The organism is Streptococcus ruminicola, assembly GCF_011387195.1.
Taxonomy (GTDB): domain Bacteria; phylum Bacillota; class Bacilli; order Lactobacillales; family Streptococcaceae; genus Streptococcus; species Streptococcus ruminicola.
In genome coordinates this window covers 775,454-791,495 of sequence record NZ_CP046919.1, presented here as the reverse complement: position 1 = coordinate 791,495, position 16,042 = coordinate 775,454, and the positions used below count along the sequence as shown (strand labels likewise).

Annotated in this window: 14 protein-coding genes; 12 read left to right on the top strand and 2 right to left on the bottom strand. The window is 38.7% G+C overall.

Annotated features, from left to right (window positions below):
• The first annotated feature begins 4 nt into the window (after positions 1-4).
• Positions 5-871, top strand: a complete 867-nt coding sequence (locus tag GPZ88_RS04020; protein ID WP_039696132.1) for a YitT family protein — start codon at positions 5-7, stop codon at positions 869-871.
• Between the two features lie 102 nt (positions 872-973).
• Complete coding sequence (locus GPZ88_RS04015; protein ID WP_166043521.1) at positions 974-2,392, top strand: prolyl oligopeptidase family serine peptidase; 1,419 nt, start codon at positions 974-976, stop codon at positions 2,390-2,392.
• Between the two features lie 30 nt (positions 2,393-2,422).
• Here GPZ88_RS04015 and GPZ88_RS04010 read toward each other — a convergent pair whose 3' ends face one another.
• The gene (locus tag GPZ88_RS04010) at positions 2,423-2,716 is read right to left on the bottom strand and encodes a bacteriocin immunity protein (protein ID WP_158914616.1); all 294 of its coding nucleotides are present in this window, start codon (positions 2,714-2,716) and stop codon (positions 2,423-2,425) included.
• 117 nt (positions 2,717-2,833) lie between these two features.
• On the bottom strand, positions 2,834-4,525 hold the full coding sequence (gene argS, locus GPZ88_RS04005) for an arginine--tRNA ligase (protein ID WP_158914614.1): 1,692 nt from the start codon (positions 4,523-4,525) through the stop codon (positions 2,834-2,836).
• 189 nt (positions 4,526-4,714) lie between these two features.
• Between argS and argR the strand changes: the two genes are divergently transcribed.
• The 10 genes from argR to spx all read left to right on the top strand — a co-directional run bounded on the left by argR (position 4,715) and on the right by spx (position 15,861).
• Positions 4,715-5,152, top strand: a complete 438-nt coding sequence (gene argR / locus GPZ88_RS04000) for an arginine repressor (protein WP_006531423.1) — start codon at positions 4,715-4,717, stop codon at positions 5,150-5,152.
• Positions 5,149-5,502 carry a YlbF family regulator gene (locus GPZ88_RS03995; RefSeq protein WP_039696136.1) on the top strand — a complete coding sequence of 118 codons (354 nt, stop codon included), beginning with the start codon at positions 5,149-5,151 and terminating at the stop codon, positions 5,500-5,502. The genes argR and GPZ88_RS03995 overlap by 4 nt, the downstream gene beginning before the upstream one ends.
• Positions 5,489-8,059 carry a DNA mismatch repair protein MutS gene (gene mutS / locus GPZ88_RS03990; RefSeq protein ID WP_166043519.1) on the top strand — a complete coding sequence of 857 codons (2,571 nt, stop codon included), beginning with the start codon at positions 5,489-5,491 and terminating at the stop codon, positions 8,057-8,059. The genes GPZ88_RS03995 and mutS overlap by 14 nt, the downstream gene beginning before the upstream one ends.
• 118 nt (positions 8,060-8,177) lie before the next feature.
• Complete coding sequence (mutL, locus tag GPZ88_RS03985; RefSeq protein ID WP_039696139.1) at positions 8,178-10,118, top strand: DNA mismatch repair endonuclease MutL; 1,941 nt, start codon at positions 8,178-8,180, stop codon at positions 10,116-10,118.
• Positions 10,119-10,712, top strand: coding sequence for a Holliday junction branch migration protein RuvA (ruvA, locus tag GPZ88_RS03980; RefSeq protein WP_074869549.1), 594 nt, complete (start codon positions 10,119-10,121; stop codon positions 10,710-10,712). It abuts the gene before it with no gap.
• A gap of 29 nt (positions 10,713-10,741) precedes the next feature.
• Entirely contained in the window at positions 10,742-11,293 is a 552-nt protein-coding gene (locus GPZ88_RS03975; RefSeq protein WP_166043517.1) for a DNA-3-methyladenine glycosylase I, read from the top strand.
• A gap of 204 nt (positions 11,294-11,497) precedes the next feature.
• Complete coding sequence (locus GPZ88_RS03970; RefSeq protein ID WP_166043515.1) at positions 11,498-12,676, top strand: MFS transporter; 1,179 nt, start codon at positions 11,498-11,500, stop codon at positions 12,674-12,676.
• A 128-nt stretch (positions 12,677-12,804) separates the two neighbouring features.
• A complete protein-coding gene (locus tag GPZ88_RS03965; protein ID WP_166043513.1) occupies positions 12,805-14,064 on the top strand; it encodes a competence/damage-inducible protein A in 1,260 nt (419 codons plus the stop codon).
• A 46-nt stretch (positions 14,065-14,110) separates the two neighbouring features.
• Complete coding sequence (gene recA, locus GPZ88_RS03960; RefSeq protein WP_039696214.1) at positions 14,111-15,265, top strand: recombinase RecA; 1,155 nt, start codon at positions 14,111-14,113, stop codon at positions 15,263-15,265.
• 197 nt (positions 15,266-15,462) lie between these two features.
• The gene (gene spx, locus GPZ88_RS03955) at positions 15,463-15,861 is read left to right on the top strand and encodes a transcriptional regulator Spx (RefSeq protein ID WP_004233512.1); all 399 of its coding nucleotides are present in this window, start codon (positions 15,463-15,465) and stop codon (positions 15,859-15,861) included.
• Positions 15,862-16,042: the final 181 nt, after the last annotated feature.

The following is a 16,042-nucleotide window of genomic DNA, read 5'->3' as shown; positions in this document are numbered from 1 at the left end:
TAATATGGCTCAAAAGCTTAGACAAGTACGAAGTTTATTGTTGATTGCTCTTGGTGTAGCAATGTATACCTTTGGTTTTGTTAAATTTAATATGGCAAACGCTCTTGCTGAAGGTGGCGTTGCAGGGGTAACCTTGATTATCCATGCGCTTTATAAAATTGACCCAGCTTATACTTCTCTCATTTTAAATATTCCTTTGTTTATCATGGGAGCTCGAGTTTTGGGGCGAAAATCATTAGCCTTGACCATTTATGGGACAGTTTTACTTTCCTTCTTTATCTGGTTTTGGCAACAAGTACCAGTGAAAATTGTGCTGCAAAATGACATGATGTTGGTTGCTGTTGTTGCTGGTTTATTTGCAGGTGCAGGTAGTGGACTGGTTTTTCGATATGGTGCAACGACAGGTGGTACAGATATCATTGGACGCGTGATTGAGGAAAAATTTGGCTTTAAATTAGGTCAAACGCTTCTATTTGTGGATGCTCTTGTATTGACAGCGTCACTTGTTTACATTGATTTGCAACACATGCTTTACACTTTGGTAGCAAGTTTTGTGTACAGCCAAGTGCTAACAATTGTGCAAAATGGTGGTTATACAGTACGTGGTATGATTATCATTACCCAAAAATCGCAAGAAGCTGCGGATGCTATTTTGAATGGTATTAACCGTGGTGTCACTTACCTAAATGGACAAGGGGCTTACTCAGGAAATGAAAAAAATATCTTGTACGTTGTTTTGAATCCAGGTGAAGTTCGTGATGTCAAAGCTATCATGGCTGATCTGGACCCAGATGCTTTTATTTCCATTATAGATGTTGACGAAGTTGTTTCTTCTGACTTTAAAATCAGAAGAAAGAACTACGATAAATAGTCAAAAAGACGAGGTGATTTCACCCGTCTTTTTTTGATTGACATAAGTGCGGAAAATTCATAAACTAGAGAAAACGATTACAATGTATAGGAGTGATTTGAGATGGCTAAAAGAATTAATGTCACACTTGTCAAAGTTTCTATGATTATTAAAGGTTATGAATGTGGACCAGGTGTCCCAAAACTTTTGGTACAGTTAACGCATAAAGTGTCAGGAGTTGTCGCTGATAAGCTCCTAGTCAGGACTGCAGGTAAAGAACGTCAGATTAGTAGAGTGTACTTGTCAGATGATAAGGGACAAGAAGTCAGCAGTGCCAGTGAGTATCTAGTTATCAAAATGCCAGTGACTTTTGATAGTCAGAAAAATGCAGCTATAGCTTGTCCATTTTATTACAATCTGGAAACCTTGCACAACACTTGGGTGGAAGATTATCCAGTTACTATAAATGGATTAGAGGTAATTTGTGACGGTGAAGTGGCTGAACTATCTGGAAGCTATGATATTATTCATAACCGTCTATCACCTGATACTGATGTCTTTAATAAGCGTGGCTTTTATTCTGGGACTTACCTCAATCCATTAACGAAGCAAACAGAAAAACTCACCCTTCATTATGTGGCTTACGACCCTAAATACTTAAAATCGGGAGAAAGTTTTCCTTTGTTAATCTGGCTGCATGGTCAAGGTGAAGGTGGGGTAGACACGGACATTACCCTTCTTGGAAATGAGGTGGTAGCTCTAGCTAAGCCCGCTATTCAATTCCATTTTACAGCTGGTAAGCAAACAGGTGCTTATGTTTTAGCTATTCAGACTCCAACTTATTGGATGGATGAGGGCGATGGGACCAACGGTGCTGGCGCTGGCGATTCGCGTTACACAGAGATTCTGATGGATATCATCAAAAATTATGTTGCGAGTACGCCTGCTGTGGATACCAATCGCATTTACCTAGCAGGTTGTTCAAATGGTGGCTACATGACGATTAATCTTGCTATTTCAAATCCTGGTTATTTTGCGGCTCTAGTTCCTCAAGCGGCAGCTTATTCTTATTATGAATATGAGCGAAATGCTGACGGTTCATACGCCACTTCACCGTCTTCTACTAGCTTCATTCGTAAAGATGCCCTTTATTTTGATGAGGAAAAAATGCTAGCGCTAAAAGAGATACCAATGTGGTTTATTCACGCAGCCAATGACACGATTGTTAATCCAAAGGATTATTCATTGCCTATTTATAAGAATTTGCTTGATAGCGGAGCTGAGAACAAGTGGTTTTCTTACTTTGAAAGTGTTGAGGGAACAGACATGCAAGGTGTCTCTTACCTTGGGCATTTATCTTGGATCTATTTCTTTAAAGACCAAGTGTCAGGGGTGCAGGATATCTCTGCTATCAAAAGTGCGAAAGAGTTATCAGGCTTTTCTCCAAGCAATAAAGGAAAAGGCGGCACAAGCACAGCTAAGGTCTCAAAGAAAACCTATCACAATATCTTTGATTGGTTAAATGACCAGAAGAAAGTATAAAAAAAAAGACCGTTAAAACGGTCTTTTTGACTATGGATGAAAGAGGCTGCCTAGCATGATAGCAGTAGCGGCATGACCTTTATATTTTTCAGGGCTGTCGGCAATTTCTTTGTAGAGTGCTGTAATTTCAGATGATGTCTTGAGTTTATGCGTTAGCAAATACATAGAAATGGCATGAGCCAGTTTGGTACGTGCTAGTTGATCGTATTCGTTTTTTTCCAAATCTTTAGCAAGTGCAAAGATGTCTGCTTTTAAAGGTTCGCTATCAGGTAAGCTAGCATAAGCTTTACTGAGCAATTCCATGAGATGATTTTCCCTTGTCATAATAAAAATCTCCTTTATGATTATGGCAATAGTTTATTATTTTAGCTCAAAAAGGTCAAGAAAAAAGAGAGTGGACAGATTCCAACTCTCTTTGGTTTTATATATTGTCAGAAATGATTACATTTCGTTAGGAGCTTCAACGCCAAGGAGACGAAGGGCTTCTTTAAGAACTGTAGCAGTTGCGTAGCTTAGTGCTAGACGGCTATCACGTTCTGGGCTTTCGTCAAGGATACGTGTGTGTGCGTAGTATTTGTTGAAGCTTTGTGCAAGGCTGATAGCGAATTTTGCAATGATTGATGGTTCAAAGTTGTCAGCTGCACGTTTGATAATGCGTGGGAAGTCTTGGATAAGTTTCACAATTTCCCAGCTTTCAGCATCATCAAGGCTGTAAACGTCGTTTACAGATGGTGTAAACTCAGCTTTACGAAGGATTGATTGGATACGAGCGTGAGCGTATTGAACGTAAGGTCCAGTTTCACCTTCAAATGACACCATAGCGTCAAGGTCGAAGTCATAACCGTTCAAGCGATCTGTTTTCAAATCGTAGAACTTGATAGCGCCGACACCGACAGCATGAGCAACAGCTTCTTTATCAGCAAGGTTAGGGTTTTTAGCGTTGATTTGATCTTCAGCACGTTTAACAGCTTCAGCGATTGTTGGTTCAAGAAGGATAACGTTACCTTTACGAGTTGAAAGTTTTTTACCTTCTTTAGTAACAAGTCCGAATGGTACGTGAGTGATATCTTCATTCCATTCGAAGTCCATTTCGTTAAGAACGGCTTTCAATTGTTTGAAGTGAGCTGATTGTTCGTTACCAACGACGTAGATGGCTTTGGCAAAGTCATAAGTACGTTTGCGGTAAAGAGCGGCAGCCAAGTCACGTGTGATGTAAAGTGTTGCACCGTCAGATTTTTTAATCAATGCTGGGTGTTCGATACCGTATTTTTCAAGGTTAACAACTTGAGCACCTTGAGATTCTTCAAGAAGACCTTTTTCAGTCAAGATATCGACAACTTCATCCATTTTATCGTTGTAGAAAGCTTCACCGTTAAAGCTGTCAAATGAAACACCAAGTTCGTTGTAAAGGCGGTTAAATTCAACAAGACTTTCGTCACGGAACCATTGCCATAGTGAGATAGCTTCTTCGTCGCCTGCTTCTAATTTACGGAACCATTCGCGAGCTTCTTCATCAAGTTCTGGTTGTGTTTCAGCTTCAGCATTGATACGAACGTAAAGTTTCAAGAGTTCGTCGATTGGGTGAGCTTTTACAGCTTCTTCGTCACCCCATTTTTTGTAGGCAACAATCAACATACCGAATTGTTTACCCCAGTCACCGAGGTGGTTGATTTTAACAGCTTTATAACCAAGTTTTTCAAAAATATTAGCCAAGCTATCACCGATAACAGTTGAACGAAGGTGTCCAATTGAGAATGGTTTAGCGATGTTTGGACTAGACATATCGATAGCAACATTGCGACCGTGTCCTTCATCTTGGCTAGCGTAGTCGCTTCCGTTTGCGATAACTTGTCCTAGAACATCAGCAGAGATGCTTTTTTTGTCAAGGAAGAAGTTGATGTATGGTCCAACGGCTTCGATTTTTTCAAAACCAGCTGTGTCCATTTTTTCAGCAATATCTGCTGCAATCATTTGTGGTGCTTTACGAAGGATTCGAGCCAATGAGAATGCTGGAAAGGCAAGGTCCCCCATGTCAGAATTTTTTGGCACTTCAAGCAGATTAACAATTTGTTCTTGGTCTAATTCTGGAACAATAGTGTGAATGCGTTCTGCAATTGTACGTTTAGTATCCATGATTTTCTCCTAAATTAGTTAGTCATATTATTTTAACATAAAAATAAGAAATAAACGAGGTAAGTGACAAGAAAACGTTTGAAGGAGTAAAAATTAAGACTTTATAAGGAAGATAGCCCAAGGAAAGGTGAAAAAATTCCATTTTTTTGGTATAATTTTAAGGATAAATATACACAAAGGGAAAGTTAAATGAATAAAATAGAACGTCAAAATCGAATCAAACGTTTGATTCAATCAGGCCATATCGGCACACAAGAGGAAATCAAGCGACATTTGCAGGAAGAAGGCATTAACGTCACTCAAGCGACCTTGTCACGTGACCTTCGTGAAATTGGACTGTTGAAATTGCGCGATGCTTCAGGAAAACTCTACTACAGCCTATCAGAAACTTCAGAGACAACTTTTGGAGCGAATATCCGTTCATATATTCTAAAGGTAGCTCGTGCAGGTTTCATGTTGGTGTTACATACTAATCTTGGTGAAGCAGATGTTTTAGCCAACTTGATTGACAGCAGCGATATCGCTGAAATTTTAGGAACTGTGGCTGGCGCTGATACTTTGTTGGTCATTTGTAAAGATGAAGAAACAGCAAAAGCCTTTGAAAGTGACTTGTCAACAGGCTTATGAGCAACTATGAAGAAGCCGTAGAACGATTGCTAGAAGTCATAAAAAAGCATGATAGCGTCATCGAATTTCAAAAGGCTGAAGAAAAAATAAAGGACTTTCCAGAACTAGAAGAATTGGTCAAAGATATGAAGGCTTATCAGCAGGAGGCTGTGCTTTTTCACAAGATTGATAAAGCGCACGCTGAGAAAAAAGCTGGTGAGCAAGCTGACCAGTTGCAAGAAGAACTATCAGACCTTCCAATTGTCAAAGATTATCGTGCAAAAATGCAGGATGCCAGTGACCTAGTTCAATATATTACAAATAGCTTGGAAACGAAAATTAACGAGGAGTTAAGTAATGGCAAAAGATAAAATTTCTCCAGGCATGCAACAGTATTTGGATGTCAAAAAAGACTATCCAGATGCTTTTTTACTTTTCCGCATGGGAGACTTTTACGAACTATTTTATGAGGATGCTGTCAAGGCGGCACAGATTTTAGAGATTAGTTTAACTAGTCGTAATAAAAATGCTGACAATCCTATTCCGATGGCTGGTGTTCCTTATCATTCAGCCCAACAATACATTGATGTCTTAGTTGAAATGGGGTATAAGGTTGCCATTGCTGAGCAGATGGAAGATCCGAAGCAGGCAGTGGGTGTGGTTAAGCGTGAAGTCGTTCAGGTGATTACACCAGGAACTGCTGTTGATTCCTCTAAACCTGACAATGCCAACAATTTCTTAGTAGCTATTGATTCTGATGGCAAGACTTTTGGTTTAGCCTACATGGATGTGTCAACGGGTGAGTTTTACGCGACAAGTTTGTCTGATTTTACAAGTCTAAAAAGTGAGATTTTAAACCTCAAGGCTCGTGAAATCGTGGTTGGTTATGACCTTTCTGAAGATGAGCAACACAGCCTGGTTAAACAACTCAACTTGCTTTTATCGTTTGAACAAGAGCGTTTTGAAGATGTGCATTTGATTGACCCGAATTTAACAGCGTTAGAGATTTCTGCTGCTGAAAAATTACTTCAATACGTTCATACGACACAAAAACGTGAACTCAGTCACCTGCAAAAGCTGGTTCACTATGAAATCAAAGACTATCTTCAAATGTCTTATACGACAAAATCAAGTCTTGATTTGCTAGAAAATGCCCGCACAAGCAAGAAGCACGGTAGTCTTTACTGGTTGCTTGATGAAACTAAGACGGCTATGGGGATGCGTTTGTTGCGTAACTGGATTGATCGTCCATTGGTTAATCAAGAACAAATTGAAGAACGCCAAAATATTGTCCAAGTTTTCTTAGACAACTTCTTTGAACGTAGTGATTTGACGGATAGTCTAAAAGGCGTTTATGATATTGAGCGTTTGGCTAGTCGTGTGTCATTTGGAAAAGCCAATCCAAAAGATTTGCTTCAACTTGGTCACACTTTGGGACAAGTGCCAACGATTAAAGCTATCTTGGAGTCTTTTGATAGTCCTTATCTTGACAAGCTTGTCAACAGCATTGACACTTTACCAGAACTAGAGTCGTTGATTAGCTCTGCTATTGACCCAGATGCTCAGGCAGTCATCACAGAAGGAAGTATTATCAGAACTGGTTTTGATGAGACTTTGGACAAATATCGTAAAGTCATGCGCGAAGGGACAAGCTGGATTGCTGAGATTGAAGCCAAAGAACGTGCAGCAAGTGGTATTACAAACCTAAAAATTGATTACAATAAAAAAGATGGTTACTATTTCCATGTAACAAATTCTAACCTTTCTTTGGTGCCAGATTACTTCTTCCGTAAAGCAACTTTGAAGAATTCAGAGCGTTTTGGTACGGCTGAATTGGCTAAAATTGAAGGTGAAATGCTAGAGGCGCGTGAGCAATCAGCAAGCCTAGAATACGATATTTTCATGCGTGTTCGTGCGCAGGTTGAACGTTATATTTCACGTCTGCAAGATTTGGCAAAAGCTATTTCTACAGTCGATGTTCTGCAAAGTTTGGCAGTGGTTGCGGAAAATAATCATTACGTGCGTCCAACTTTCAACAATAATCATGAAATTAAGATTGATAAAGGTCGCCATGCGGTTGTTGAAAAAGTCATGGGTACGCAAGAATATATCCCAAATACCATCACATTTGGCAGAAATACCAATATTCAGCTGATTACTGGTCCAAATATGAGTGGTAAGTCAACTTATATGCGTCAGTTAGCTTTGACGGTTATCATGGCGCAGATGGGGTCATACGTTGCTGCTGAGAGTGTTAGTCTTCCAGTTTTTGATGCGATTTTCACACGTATCGGTGCGGCGGATGATTTGATTTCAGGTCAGTCAACCTTCATGGTGGAAATGATGGAAGCCAACCAAGCCATTAAACGTGCTAGTGACAAATCTTTGATTCTCTTTGATGAATTGGGACGCGGAACAGCAACTTACGATGGAATGGCTTTGGCGCAATCTATCATTGAGTATATTCACGATCACATCGGTGCTAAGACTATGTTTGCGACCCACTATCATGAGTTGACATCTCTGTCAACTACCTTGACACACCTTGTCAATGTCCATGTCGCAACCCTTGAACGTAACGGTGATGTGACTTTCCTTCATAAAATTGCAGAAGGACCAGCTGATAAATCCTATGGTATTCACGTTGCAAAAATTGCAGGCCTACCAGAAGACTTATTGAAGCGTGCAGACAGCATTTTAACTAATCTTGAATCAGGTGCTGCGCAGCTTCATTTGACAGCAGAAGTTGACAGTGAACCAGTAGCAACTGAGTCAGAAGTTTCAGAACCTGTAGTGGAGCAATTAAGTCTTTTTGCAGAAGATTCTTCTAATCAAGAAGTGATTGAAGCACTTAAGAAAGTTGATTTGATGAACTTGACACCTATGCAGGCTATGAATGTCATCTATGAATTGAAAAATATGTTATAAATAAGGAGGCAATCTAAAAGCAGATTGCCTTTTTACTTTGTGTTATAATTAAAGGTAAACAATCCTGAATGAAAGGAAAAGGAATGCCGCTTCAAAACTGCATTCTATCAGATAAATTATGAGTAAAATTATTGAGTTGCCAGAGGTTTTGGCCAACCAGATTGCTGCAGGTGAAGTGATTGAACGACCGGCCAGTGTGGTTAAAGAATTGGTTGAAAATTCGATTGATGCTGGAAGTAGTCAGATTACCATTGAGATTGAAGAATCAGGTCTTAAGAAGATTCAAGTCACTGATAATGGTGAGGGAATTTCTCAAGAGGATGTGGCTTTAAGTTTGCATCGCCATGCTACAAGTAAGATTAAAAGCCAAGCTGACCTTTTTCGTATCAGAACTTTGGGATTCCGCGGTGAGGCCATTCCTTCCATTGCCTCAATTAGCTACTTTACAGTGAAAACAGCGACTGCTGATGAACACTATGGAACGCTTTTAGTGGCAAAGGGGGGCGAGATTGAGCGACAAGAACCAATTTCAACACCTGTCGGGACAAAAATTACCGTTGAAAATCTTTTTTACAACACTCCTGCTCGTCTCAAATATATGAAGAGCTTGCAATCAGAGTTGGCACATATTGTTGATGTGGTCAATCGTTTGAGTTTGGCACATCCTGAAATTGCCTTTACTTTGATTAATGATGGTCGTCAAATGACAACGACTTCTGGGACAGGTGATTTGCGTCAAGCCATCGCTGGTATTTATGGTTTAAATACAGCTAAGAAAATGATTGAAATCTCAAATGCTGACCTTGATTTTGAAGTCTCAGGTTATATTAGCTTACCAGAATTGACGCGTGCAAATCGCAATTACATCACAATTTTAATCAATGGTCGCTACATCAAAAACTTCTTGCTCAACCGTGCGATTTTGGATGGTTATGGATCAAAATTGATGGTTGGTCGTTTCCCAATTGCGGTCATTGACATTCAAATCGACCCTTATCTTGCCGATGTCAATGTTCACCCAACTAAACAAGAAGTTCGTATCTCAAAAGAAAAAGAACTCATGAGCTTAATTAGCTCAGCTATTGCAGAGAGTTTGCGTGAGCAAGATTTGATTCCAGATGCTCTTGAAAATCTAGCTAAGTCAAGTACTCGAGGTTTTTCAAAACCTCAGCAAACGAGTCTGCCTTTAAAACAATCCAACCTTTACTATGATAAGGAACGTCACGATTTCTTTGTGAAATCAGATACGGTTGAAGAAGAGCCAGCGCAGTTATTTAATGAGGTTGACAAAACTGTCAAGCAAGTTGACAAGCAATCTTCAGTTAGGTATGCACAGCGTTCAGCGGCAGGTCAAGCGTATGATGAGCATGATGATCTTGATTTTAAAAATAAAACGAAAATCAATCGCATGATTGAAAGTCTTGATAAGGAGGAAGTTTCTACTTTCCCTGAGTTAGAGTACTTTGGGCAAATGCACGGTACTTATCTTTTTGCGCAAGGCAATGGTGGGCTTTATATCATTGACCAGCATGCGGCTCAGGAACGTGTCAAGTATGAGTATTATCGTGACAAAATTGGCGAAGTTGATGATTCATTACAACAGTTGCTAATGCCATATTTGTTTGAGTTTTCTGGAGCAGATTTTATCAAGCTTCAAGAAAAAATGGAGCTTTTAAATCAAGTTGGCATCAATCTAGAACCATATGGGAATAATACATTTATTCTTCGTGAACATCCTATTTGGATGAAAGAAGAGGAGATTGAATCGGCTGTTTATGAAATGTGTGATATGTTGCTTTTGACGAATGAAGTATCTGTCAAAAAATATCGTGCAGAGTTAGCGATTATGATGTCATGTAAACGTTCAATTAAAGCTAATCACACTCTTGATGACTATTCAGCCCGACAACTCATTGTTCAATTATCTCAATGTAAGAACCCTTATAACTGCCCACACGGACGTCCAGTACTTGTTAATTTTACCAAGTCAGACATGGAAAAAATGTTCCGTCGTATTCAAGAAAATCATACAAGTTTAAGAGAGTTAGGAAAATACTAAATGTACGATTATATCAAAGGAAAATTAACTAAAATTACTGCGAAATACATTGTCATTGAAGCAGGGGGATTAGGCTATATTGTCAATGTTGCTAATCCTTACAGCTTTTCAGATTTGATGAATCAAGATATCCAAGTCTACCTTCATCAAGTAATTCGTGAAGATGCTCAACTTTTGTTTGGCTTTCATACTGAAGACGAAAAGGCTGTTTTTCTTAATCTGATTTCAGTTTCTGGGATTGGTCCTACAACTGCGCTAGCGATTATCGCAGTGGATGATAATGAAGGTTTGGTCAATGCCATCGACACAAGCGACATCAAATACTTGATGAAATTTCCGAAAATCGGGAAAAAGACTGCCCAACAAATGGTATTGGATTTGGCAGGAAAATTCGTTGATGTTTCTGTGGAAAATGGCAAAGTTTCTCAGACCAAAGCGGCAGCAAACGAGCAGCTTGAAGAAGCCATGGAAGCTCTTTTGGCACTTGGCTACAAAGCAGCAGAACTTAAGAAAATTCGTAAGTTCTTTGAAGGCACAAATGAAACAGCAGAACAATACATCAAATCAAGCCTTAAGATGTTGATGAAGGGCTAGTTATCAAGGAATTACAGGAGATGTTTCACATGAAACGTTGTAGTTGGGTAAGAGAAAGTAATCCTTTATATGTTGCTTACCACGATACGGAGTGGGGAAAGCCACTGCATGACGACCAAGCATTGTTTGAACTTTTATGTCTTGAAACGTATCAGGCAGGTCTTTCGTGGGAAACTATTCTTAATAAACGCGCCTCATTTAACCAAGCCTTCTATGATTATGATGTGGCAAAGGTAGCGCAGATGTCTGATGATGAACTTGGGGCTCTTCTTCAAAATCCAGCAATCGTTCGAAATCGTCGTAAGATTTATGCGACCAGAAGTAACGCACAGGCGTTTATGAAGGTTCAAGAGGCATTCGGTTCTTTTGACGCTTATCTTTGGTCTTGGGTTGATAACATGCCTATTGTAAATGATGTTGAGAATTATGCGACCTTTCCTGCCAGCACGTCTTTATCTGAGGAGCTTTCTAAGGATTTAAAAAAACGAGGCTTCAAATTTGTCGGACCTGTCTGTGTTTATTCCTTTCTTCAGGCGGCAGGTTTGGTTAATGACCATGAAGTCGACTGTGATTTTAAATAATGATAAAGCATCTGAAAACGTCATTCAGGTGCTTTTTATGGTTTTTAAAAAAGTTTACATCAGTGTCAAGTAGCGTCAATGCTTCTTTACACCTTGTCTTTAAAAACTGGTGCTATTGCTTGATAAAATAAGGATTTCTTGTTGACATTCCCTGTAAAAGGTTGTATCTTAATAGGAAAACCAAATCAAGGGTAGGTGGAGATGATGACAAGCATTAGGAGAAATACTTTTGTTTATTTGCTAGCAAATTTTTTAGTGACAGTAGCTTACTCCATGCCACATTCGATTTTAACGGTTATTTTATTGGCAAAGGGATTAAGTTTATCGCAAATTTTACTCATTCAATCTGCTTATAGTATTGCGATTGTCTTATTTGAATTTCCAAGTGGTTTGTTGGCGGATAACTACTCACGGAAAAATCTTTATAGCTTATCTAAGGTATTTTTGATTGTCATGTTTTTGATTGTGCTTTTCAGCCATAACTTTTACATGATTTTTGGTGCTTGGTTTTGTTATGGGATAGCTGCCGCTCTTGATAGTGGAACTCTTGATGCTTATATTATTAACCAATTAAAACTGGCTCACCGTGAAAGTGACCTTCAACGATTTTTGGCGCTTAGCAATCGTTTGGAAATCATTGGGCTTCTAATTGGGAGTAGTTTAGGTGGTATCCTTTATCAATTCATCGGTATCAATATTTATGTCCTTGGAACGACTTTTTTAGTGGCTTCAACCTTGGTTAGCTTTTTCTTTTTTAAGGAGACAACGAAGTCTTTTGGTTTGCAAGAAAGTCATGTCACAGTTCTTAAAAAGCAGATTCAAGAGAGTTTTAAAGAGCTGCGCAGACAACCGCGTCTAAGTGTCATTCTCATTTTTGATTTTTTAACGCAGATTTTCTTTCAGACGCATTTTCAGTTGTGGCAGTCCTTTTTCTTAAGCAAGGGAATCAGTAGCCGCTATTTCCCAGCTTTTTACATCGCCTTTCAGGTGATTACCTTATTTTCCTATTCTATCAATATCGAAGGCATTAAGAAGCATGCTGGACTTATTAAATTTAGTCCATTGATCATTTTTCTGCCTTTAACTTTCTTTTCAGGGCACTTAGGCATTTTCTTGCCAGCTTATTTTATCTTCATTTTTGTTTTTTATGTCATTGAATTTATCTTAAATTATCACTTTAACAAAATGGTGTCGATTGAGAATATTTCGTCTTTGGTCTCTTTTAAATCGACAGTAGGGCGTTTGGGAAGCATCCTTTTACTTTGTCTGTTGAGTTTTATGGTGAAAATCGTTGCCGTTGAGACGGTTATGGCTATTAATTTCATGGCTTCTGTCGGATTTCTTGCTCTTTTGGGTGTGTTTTTTAAGATAAAAAGAAATTGACAAGTTTGTAAAGATTGTTGACAGCCTTTTTCTGTAGTTAGGCTGTCATTTTTTGCAAAAAGTCATTAATTTTCAGCATTTTTTGATAGAATAAAACTAAATTACGAATAGATAAGTAGGTGGCAATTATGAAAGCTGAGATTATCGCTGTAGGAACAGAGATTTTAACAGGACAAATCACAAATACCAATGCGCAATTTTTATCTGAAGAATTTGCCAAGTTAGGGATTGATGTCTTTTTCCAAACGGCAGTTGGGGACAATGAAGAACGTCTTTTGTCTATCATTGATTTGGCAAGTAAGCGTAGCGATTTAGTTGTTCTCTGTGGTGGTTTAGGACCAACTGAGGATGATTTGACAAAGCAAACCTTAGCAAAATATTTAGGGCGTAACCTGGTCTTTGACGAACAGGCAAGTAAACGTCTAGATGAGTTCTTTGCGACACGTCCTCAATTTACAAGAACAGCTAACAATGAACGCCAAGCTCAACTAATTGAAGGTTCAACTCCTTTGCAAAATAGCACTGGTTTGGCTGTAGGTGGAGTGATTGAAGTTGACGGCGTCACTTATGTTGTTCTTCCTGGCCCACCAAGTGAGCTTAAGCCCATGGTCTGGGATTATTTAGTGCCTTTGTTATCTAGCGACCATAAGCAACTTTATTCACGTGTTTTGCGTTTCTTTGGCATTGGAGAAAGCCAACTGGTAACTGTTTTATCAGATTTGATTGACAACCAAACCGATCCAACCATTGCGCCATATGCTAAGACAGGTGAAGTAACGCTGCGTTTGTCAACGAAAGCAGACGACATTGAATCAGCTAATGAAAAACTAGACCAGCTAGAGCAAAAAATTCTTTCTAAGAAGACTTTAAATAGCATTCCACTTGAGAATTTGCTTTATGGTTACGGTGATGACAATAGTATGGCGCGTGTTGTTTTTGATTTGCTTAAGAAAAAACACAAGACTATCACAGCTGCAGAAAGTTTAACAGCAGGGCTATTTCAATCAAGTATTGCAGACTTCTCAGGCTCTTCAGCAGTTTTTAATGGTGGTTTTGTGACTTATAGCATTGAAGAAAAGGCAAAAATGCTTCAAATCCCTTTAAAAGATTTACAAGAACATGGGGTTGTGAGTCATTTTACAGCTGAAAAAATGGCTGAGCAATCTCGCAAGTTAACAGATGCTGATTTTGGGATTGGATTGACAGGAGTTGCAGGACCAGATAGCTTAGAAGGTCACCCAGCGGGAACAGTTTTCATTGGTATTGCTACTAGAGAAAAAGTTCATTCTATTCGTGTTCTCATAGGTGGACGAAGCCGTTCAGATGTGCGTCATATTGCATGTTTGTATGCATTTAACTTAGTACGTCAAGCTTTATTACAAGATTAAATTCTGCTATAATAGAGCTAGTTTGAACAAACAGAAAGGGAAAAATTTGGCTAAAAAGACAAAGAAAACAGAAGCTATCACGAAGAAATTCGGTGATGAGCGTAAAAAAGCACTTGATGATGCTTTGAAATTAATTGAAAAAGATTTTGGTAAGGGAGCTGTTATGCGCCTTGGCGAACGCGCTGAACAAAAAGTTCAAGTGATGAGTTCAGGTAGTTTGGCTCTTGATATCGCTCTTGGTGCAGGTGGTTACCCTAAAGGACGTATCATTGAAATCTATGGTCCTGAAAGTTCAGGTAAAACAACTGTTGCCCTTCATGCTGTAGCACAAGCTCAAAAAGAAGGCGGTATCGCAGCCTTTATCGATGCTGAACATGCCCTTGACCCAGCTTATGCAGCAGCCCTTGGTGTTAATATTGATGAACTTCTTTTGTCACAACCTGATTCAGGAGAACAAGGTCTTGAAATCGCTGGAAAATTGATCGATTCAGGTGCGGTTGATCTTGTTGTTGTCGACTCTGTTGCAGCTCTTGTTCCACGTGCCGAAATCGATGGTGATATTGGTGATAACCACGTTGGTTTGCAAGCTCGTATGATGAGTCAAGCTATGCGTAAACTATCAGCTTCTATCAATAAAACAAAAACAATTGCCATCTTTATCAACCAATTGCGTGAAAAAGTTGGTGTTATGTTTGGTAACCCAGAAACTACACCTGGTGGACGTGCCCTTAAATTCTACTCTTCAGTTCGTCTAGATGTGCGAGGAAACACACAAATCAAAGGTACTGGTGATCAAAAAGATAGCAACATTGGTAAAGAAACTAAAATCAAAGTTGTTAAAAACAAAGTTGCTCCACCATTTAAAACTGCTGAAGTGGAAATCATGTATGGTGAAGGAATTTCACGCACTGGTGAATTGATTAAAATCGCTAGTGATTTGGATATCATTAAAAAAGCTGGTGCTTGGTTCTCTTACAACGGTGAGAAGATTGGTCAAGGTTCTGAAAATGCTAAGAAATATTTGGCAGATCATCCAGAAATCTTTGACGAAATCGACCACAAAGTTCGTGTTCATTATGGACTTGTTGAAGAAACTGAAGATGAAAAAGCAGCAAAACTTTCTGAAGAATCAGCAGCAACTACTGAAAATGTAGATGAAGTTGTTCTTGATTTGGATGATGCGATTGAAATTGAAGAATAATTTTGAAAGCACTTTAAAGCTTGAAACGATGCGTTTCAGGCTTTTTTTGTTATTTGTGGCTCAAAAGTCGTTAATTTTTGCAAAAAAAATAAATCTTTTTAATTGACTTTTCGAAAAAATAGGTCTTAGGTCCCATGTGCTCCATTATGTATGTGTGCTATAATACAACTATCATGGGATAGAAAGTGAGAGTGCACATGATTAAAATTTACACAATTTCAAGTTGTACAAGCTGTAAGAAAGCCAAAACATGGCTCAACGCTCATCAGCTCCCTTATAAAGAACAGAATTTAGGAAAAGAACCACTATCACGAGAAGAAATCTTAGCGATATTAACAAAAACAGAAAACGGTATTGAAAGTATTGTTTCATCTAAAAACCGTTATGCAAAAGCACTTGACTGCGATATTGAGGAATTAAGTTTAAGTGAGGTTATTGACCTTATCCAAGCTAATCCACGTATCCTAAAAAGCCCAATTTTGATTGACGATAAACGTCTTCAAGTTGGTTATAAAGAGGATGATATCCGTGCTTTCTTGCCACGCTCAATTCGTAATGTGGAAAATGCCGAAGCTCGTCTTCGCGCAGCTTTGTAATATATTATATAGTAGAAAAGATGCCTTTTGGTGTCTTTTTTTAACTCTTAATTAGTATGAAATAAATCTTAAAAAAGTGTAAAAATGAAAAAGTTTACATCCTCTCTATGTCAGCTTTTCTGACCACTTTTGCTGAAAATGATCAAGAATCTGAATAAACTTTGGTTAAATAAAGTCAGAT

Coding starts and splice junctions, on each gene's coding strand:
- spx (WP_004233512.1), top strand. CDS start 15,463: ATGATTAAAATTTACACAATTTCAAGTTGTACAAGCTGTAAGAAAGCC.
- argS (WP_158914614.1), bottom strand. CDS start 4,525: ATGGATACTAAACGTACAATTGCAGAACGCATTCACACTATTGTTCCA.
- GPZ88_RS04015 (WP_166043521.1), top strand. CDS start 974: ATGGCTAAAAGAATTAATGTCACACTTGTCAAAGTTTCTATGATTATT.
- ruvA (WP_074869549.1), top strand. CDS start 10,119: ATGTACGATTATATCAAAGGAAAATTAACTAAAATTACTGCGAAATAC.
- mutS (WP_166043519.1), top strand. CDS start 5,489: ATGGCAAAAGATAAAATTTCTCCAGGCATGCAACAGTATTTGGATGTC.
- GPZ88_RS04020 (WP_039696132.1), top strand. CDS start 5: ATGGCTCAAAAGCTTAGACAAGTACGAAGTTTATTGTTGATTGCTCTT.
- GPZ88_RS03970 (WP_166043515.1), top strand. CDS start 11,498: ATGACAAGCATTAGGAGAAATACTTTTGTTTATTTGCTAGCAAATTTT.
- GPZ88_RS04010 (WP_158914616.1), bottom strand. CDS start 2,716: ATGACAAGGGAAAATCATCTCATGGAATTGCTCAGTAAAGCTTATGCT.
- mutL (WP_039696139.1), top strand. CDS start 8,178: ATGAGTAAAATTATTGAGTTGCCAGAGGTTTTGGCCAACCAGATTGCT.
- GPZ88_RS03975 (WP_166043517.1), top strand. CDS start 10,742: ATGAAACGTTGTAGTTGGGTAAGAGAAAGTAATCCTTTATATGTTGCT.
- GPZ88_RS03965 (WP_166043513.1), top strand. CDS start 12,805: ATGAAAGCTGAGATTATCGCTGTAGGAACAGAGATTTTAACAGGACAA.
- argR (WP_006531423.1), top strand. CDS start 4,715: ATGAATAAAATAGAACGTCAAAATCGAATCAAACGTTTGATTCAATCA.
- GPZ88_RS03995 (WP_039696136.1), top strand. CDS start 5,149: ATGAGCAACTATGAAGAAGCCGTAGAACGATTGCTAGAAGTCATAAAA.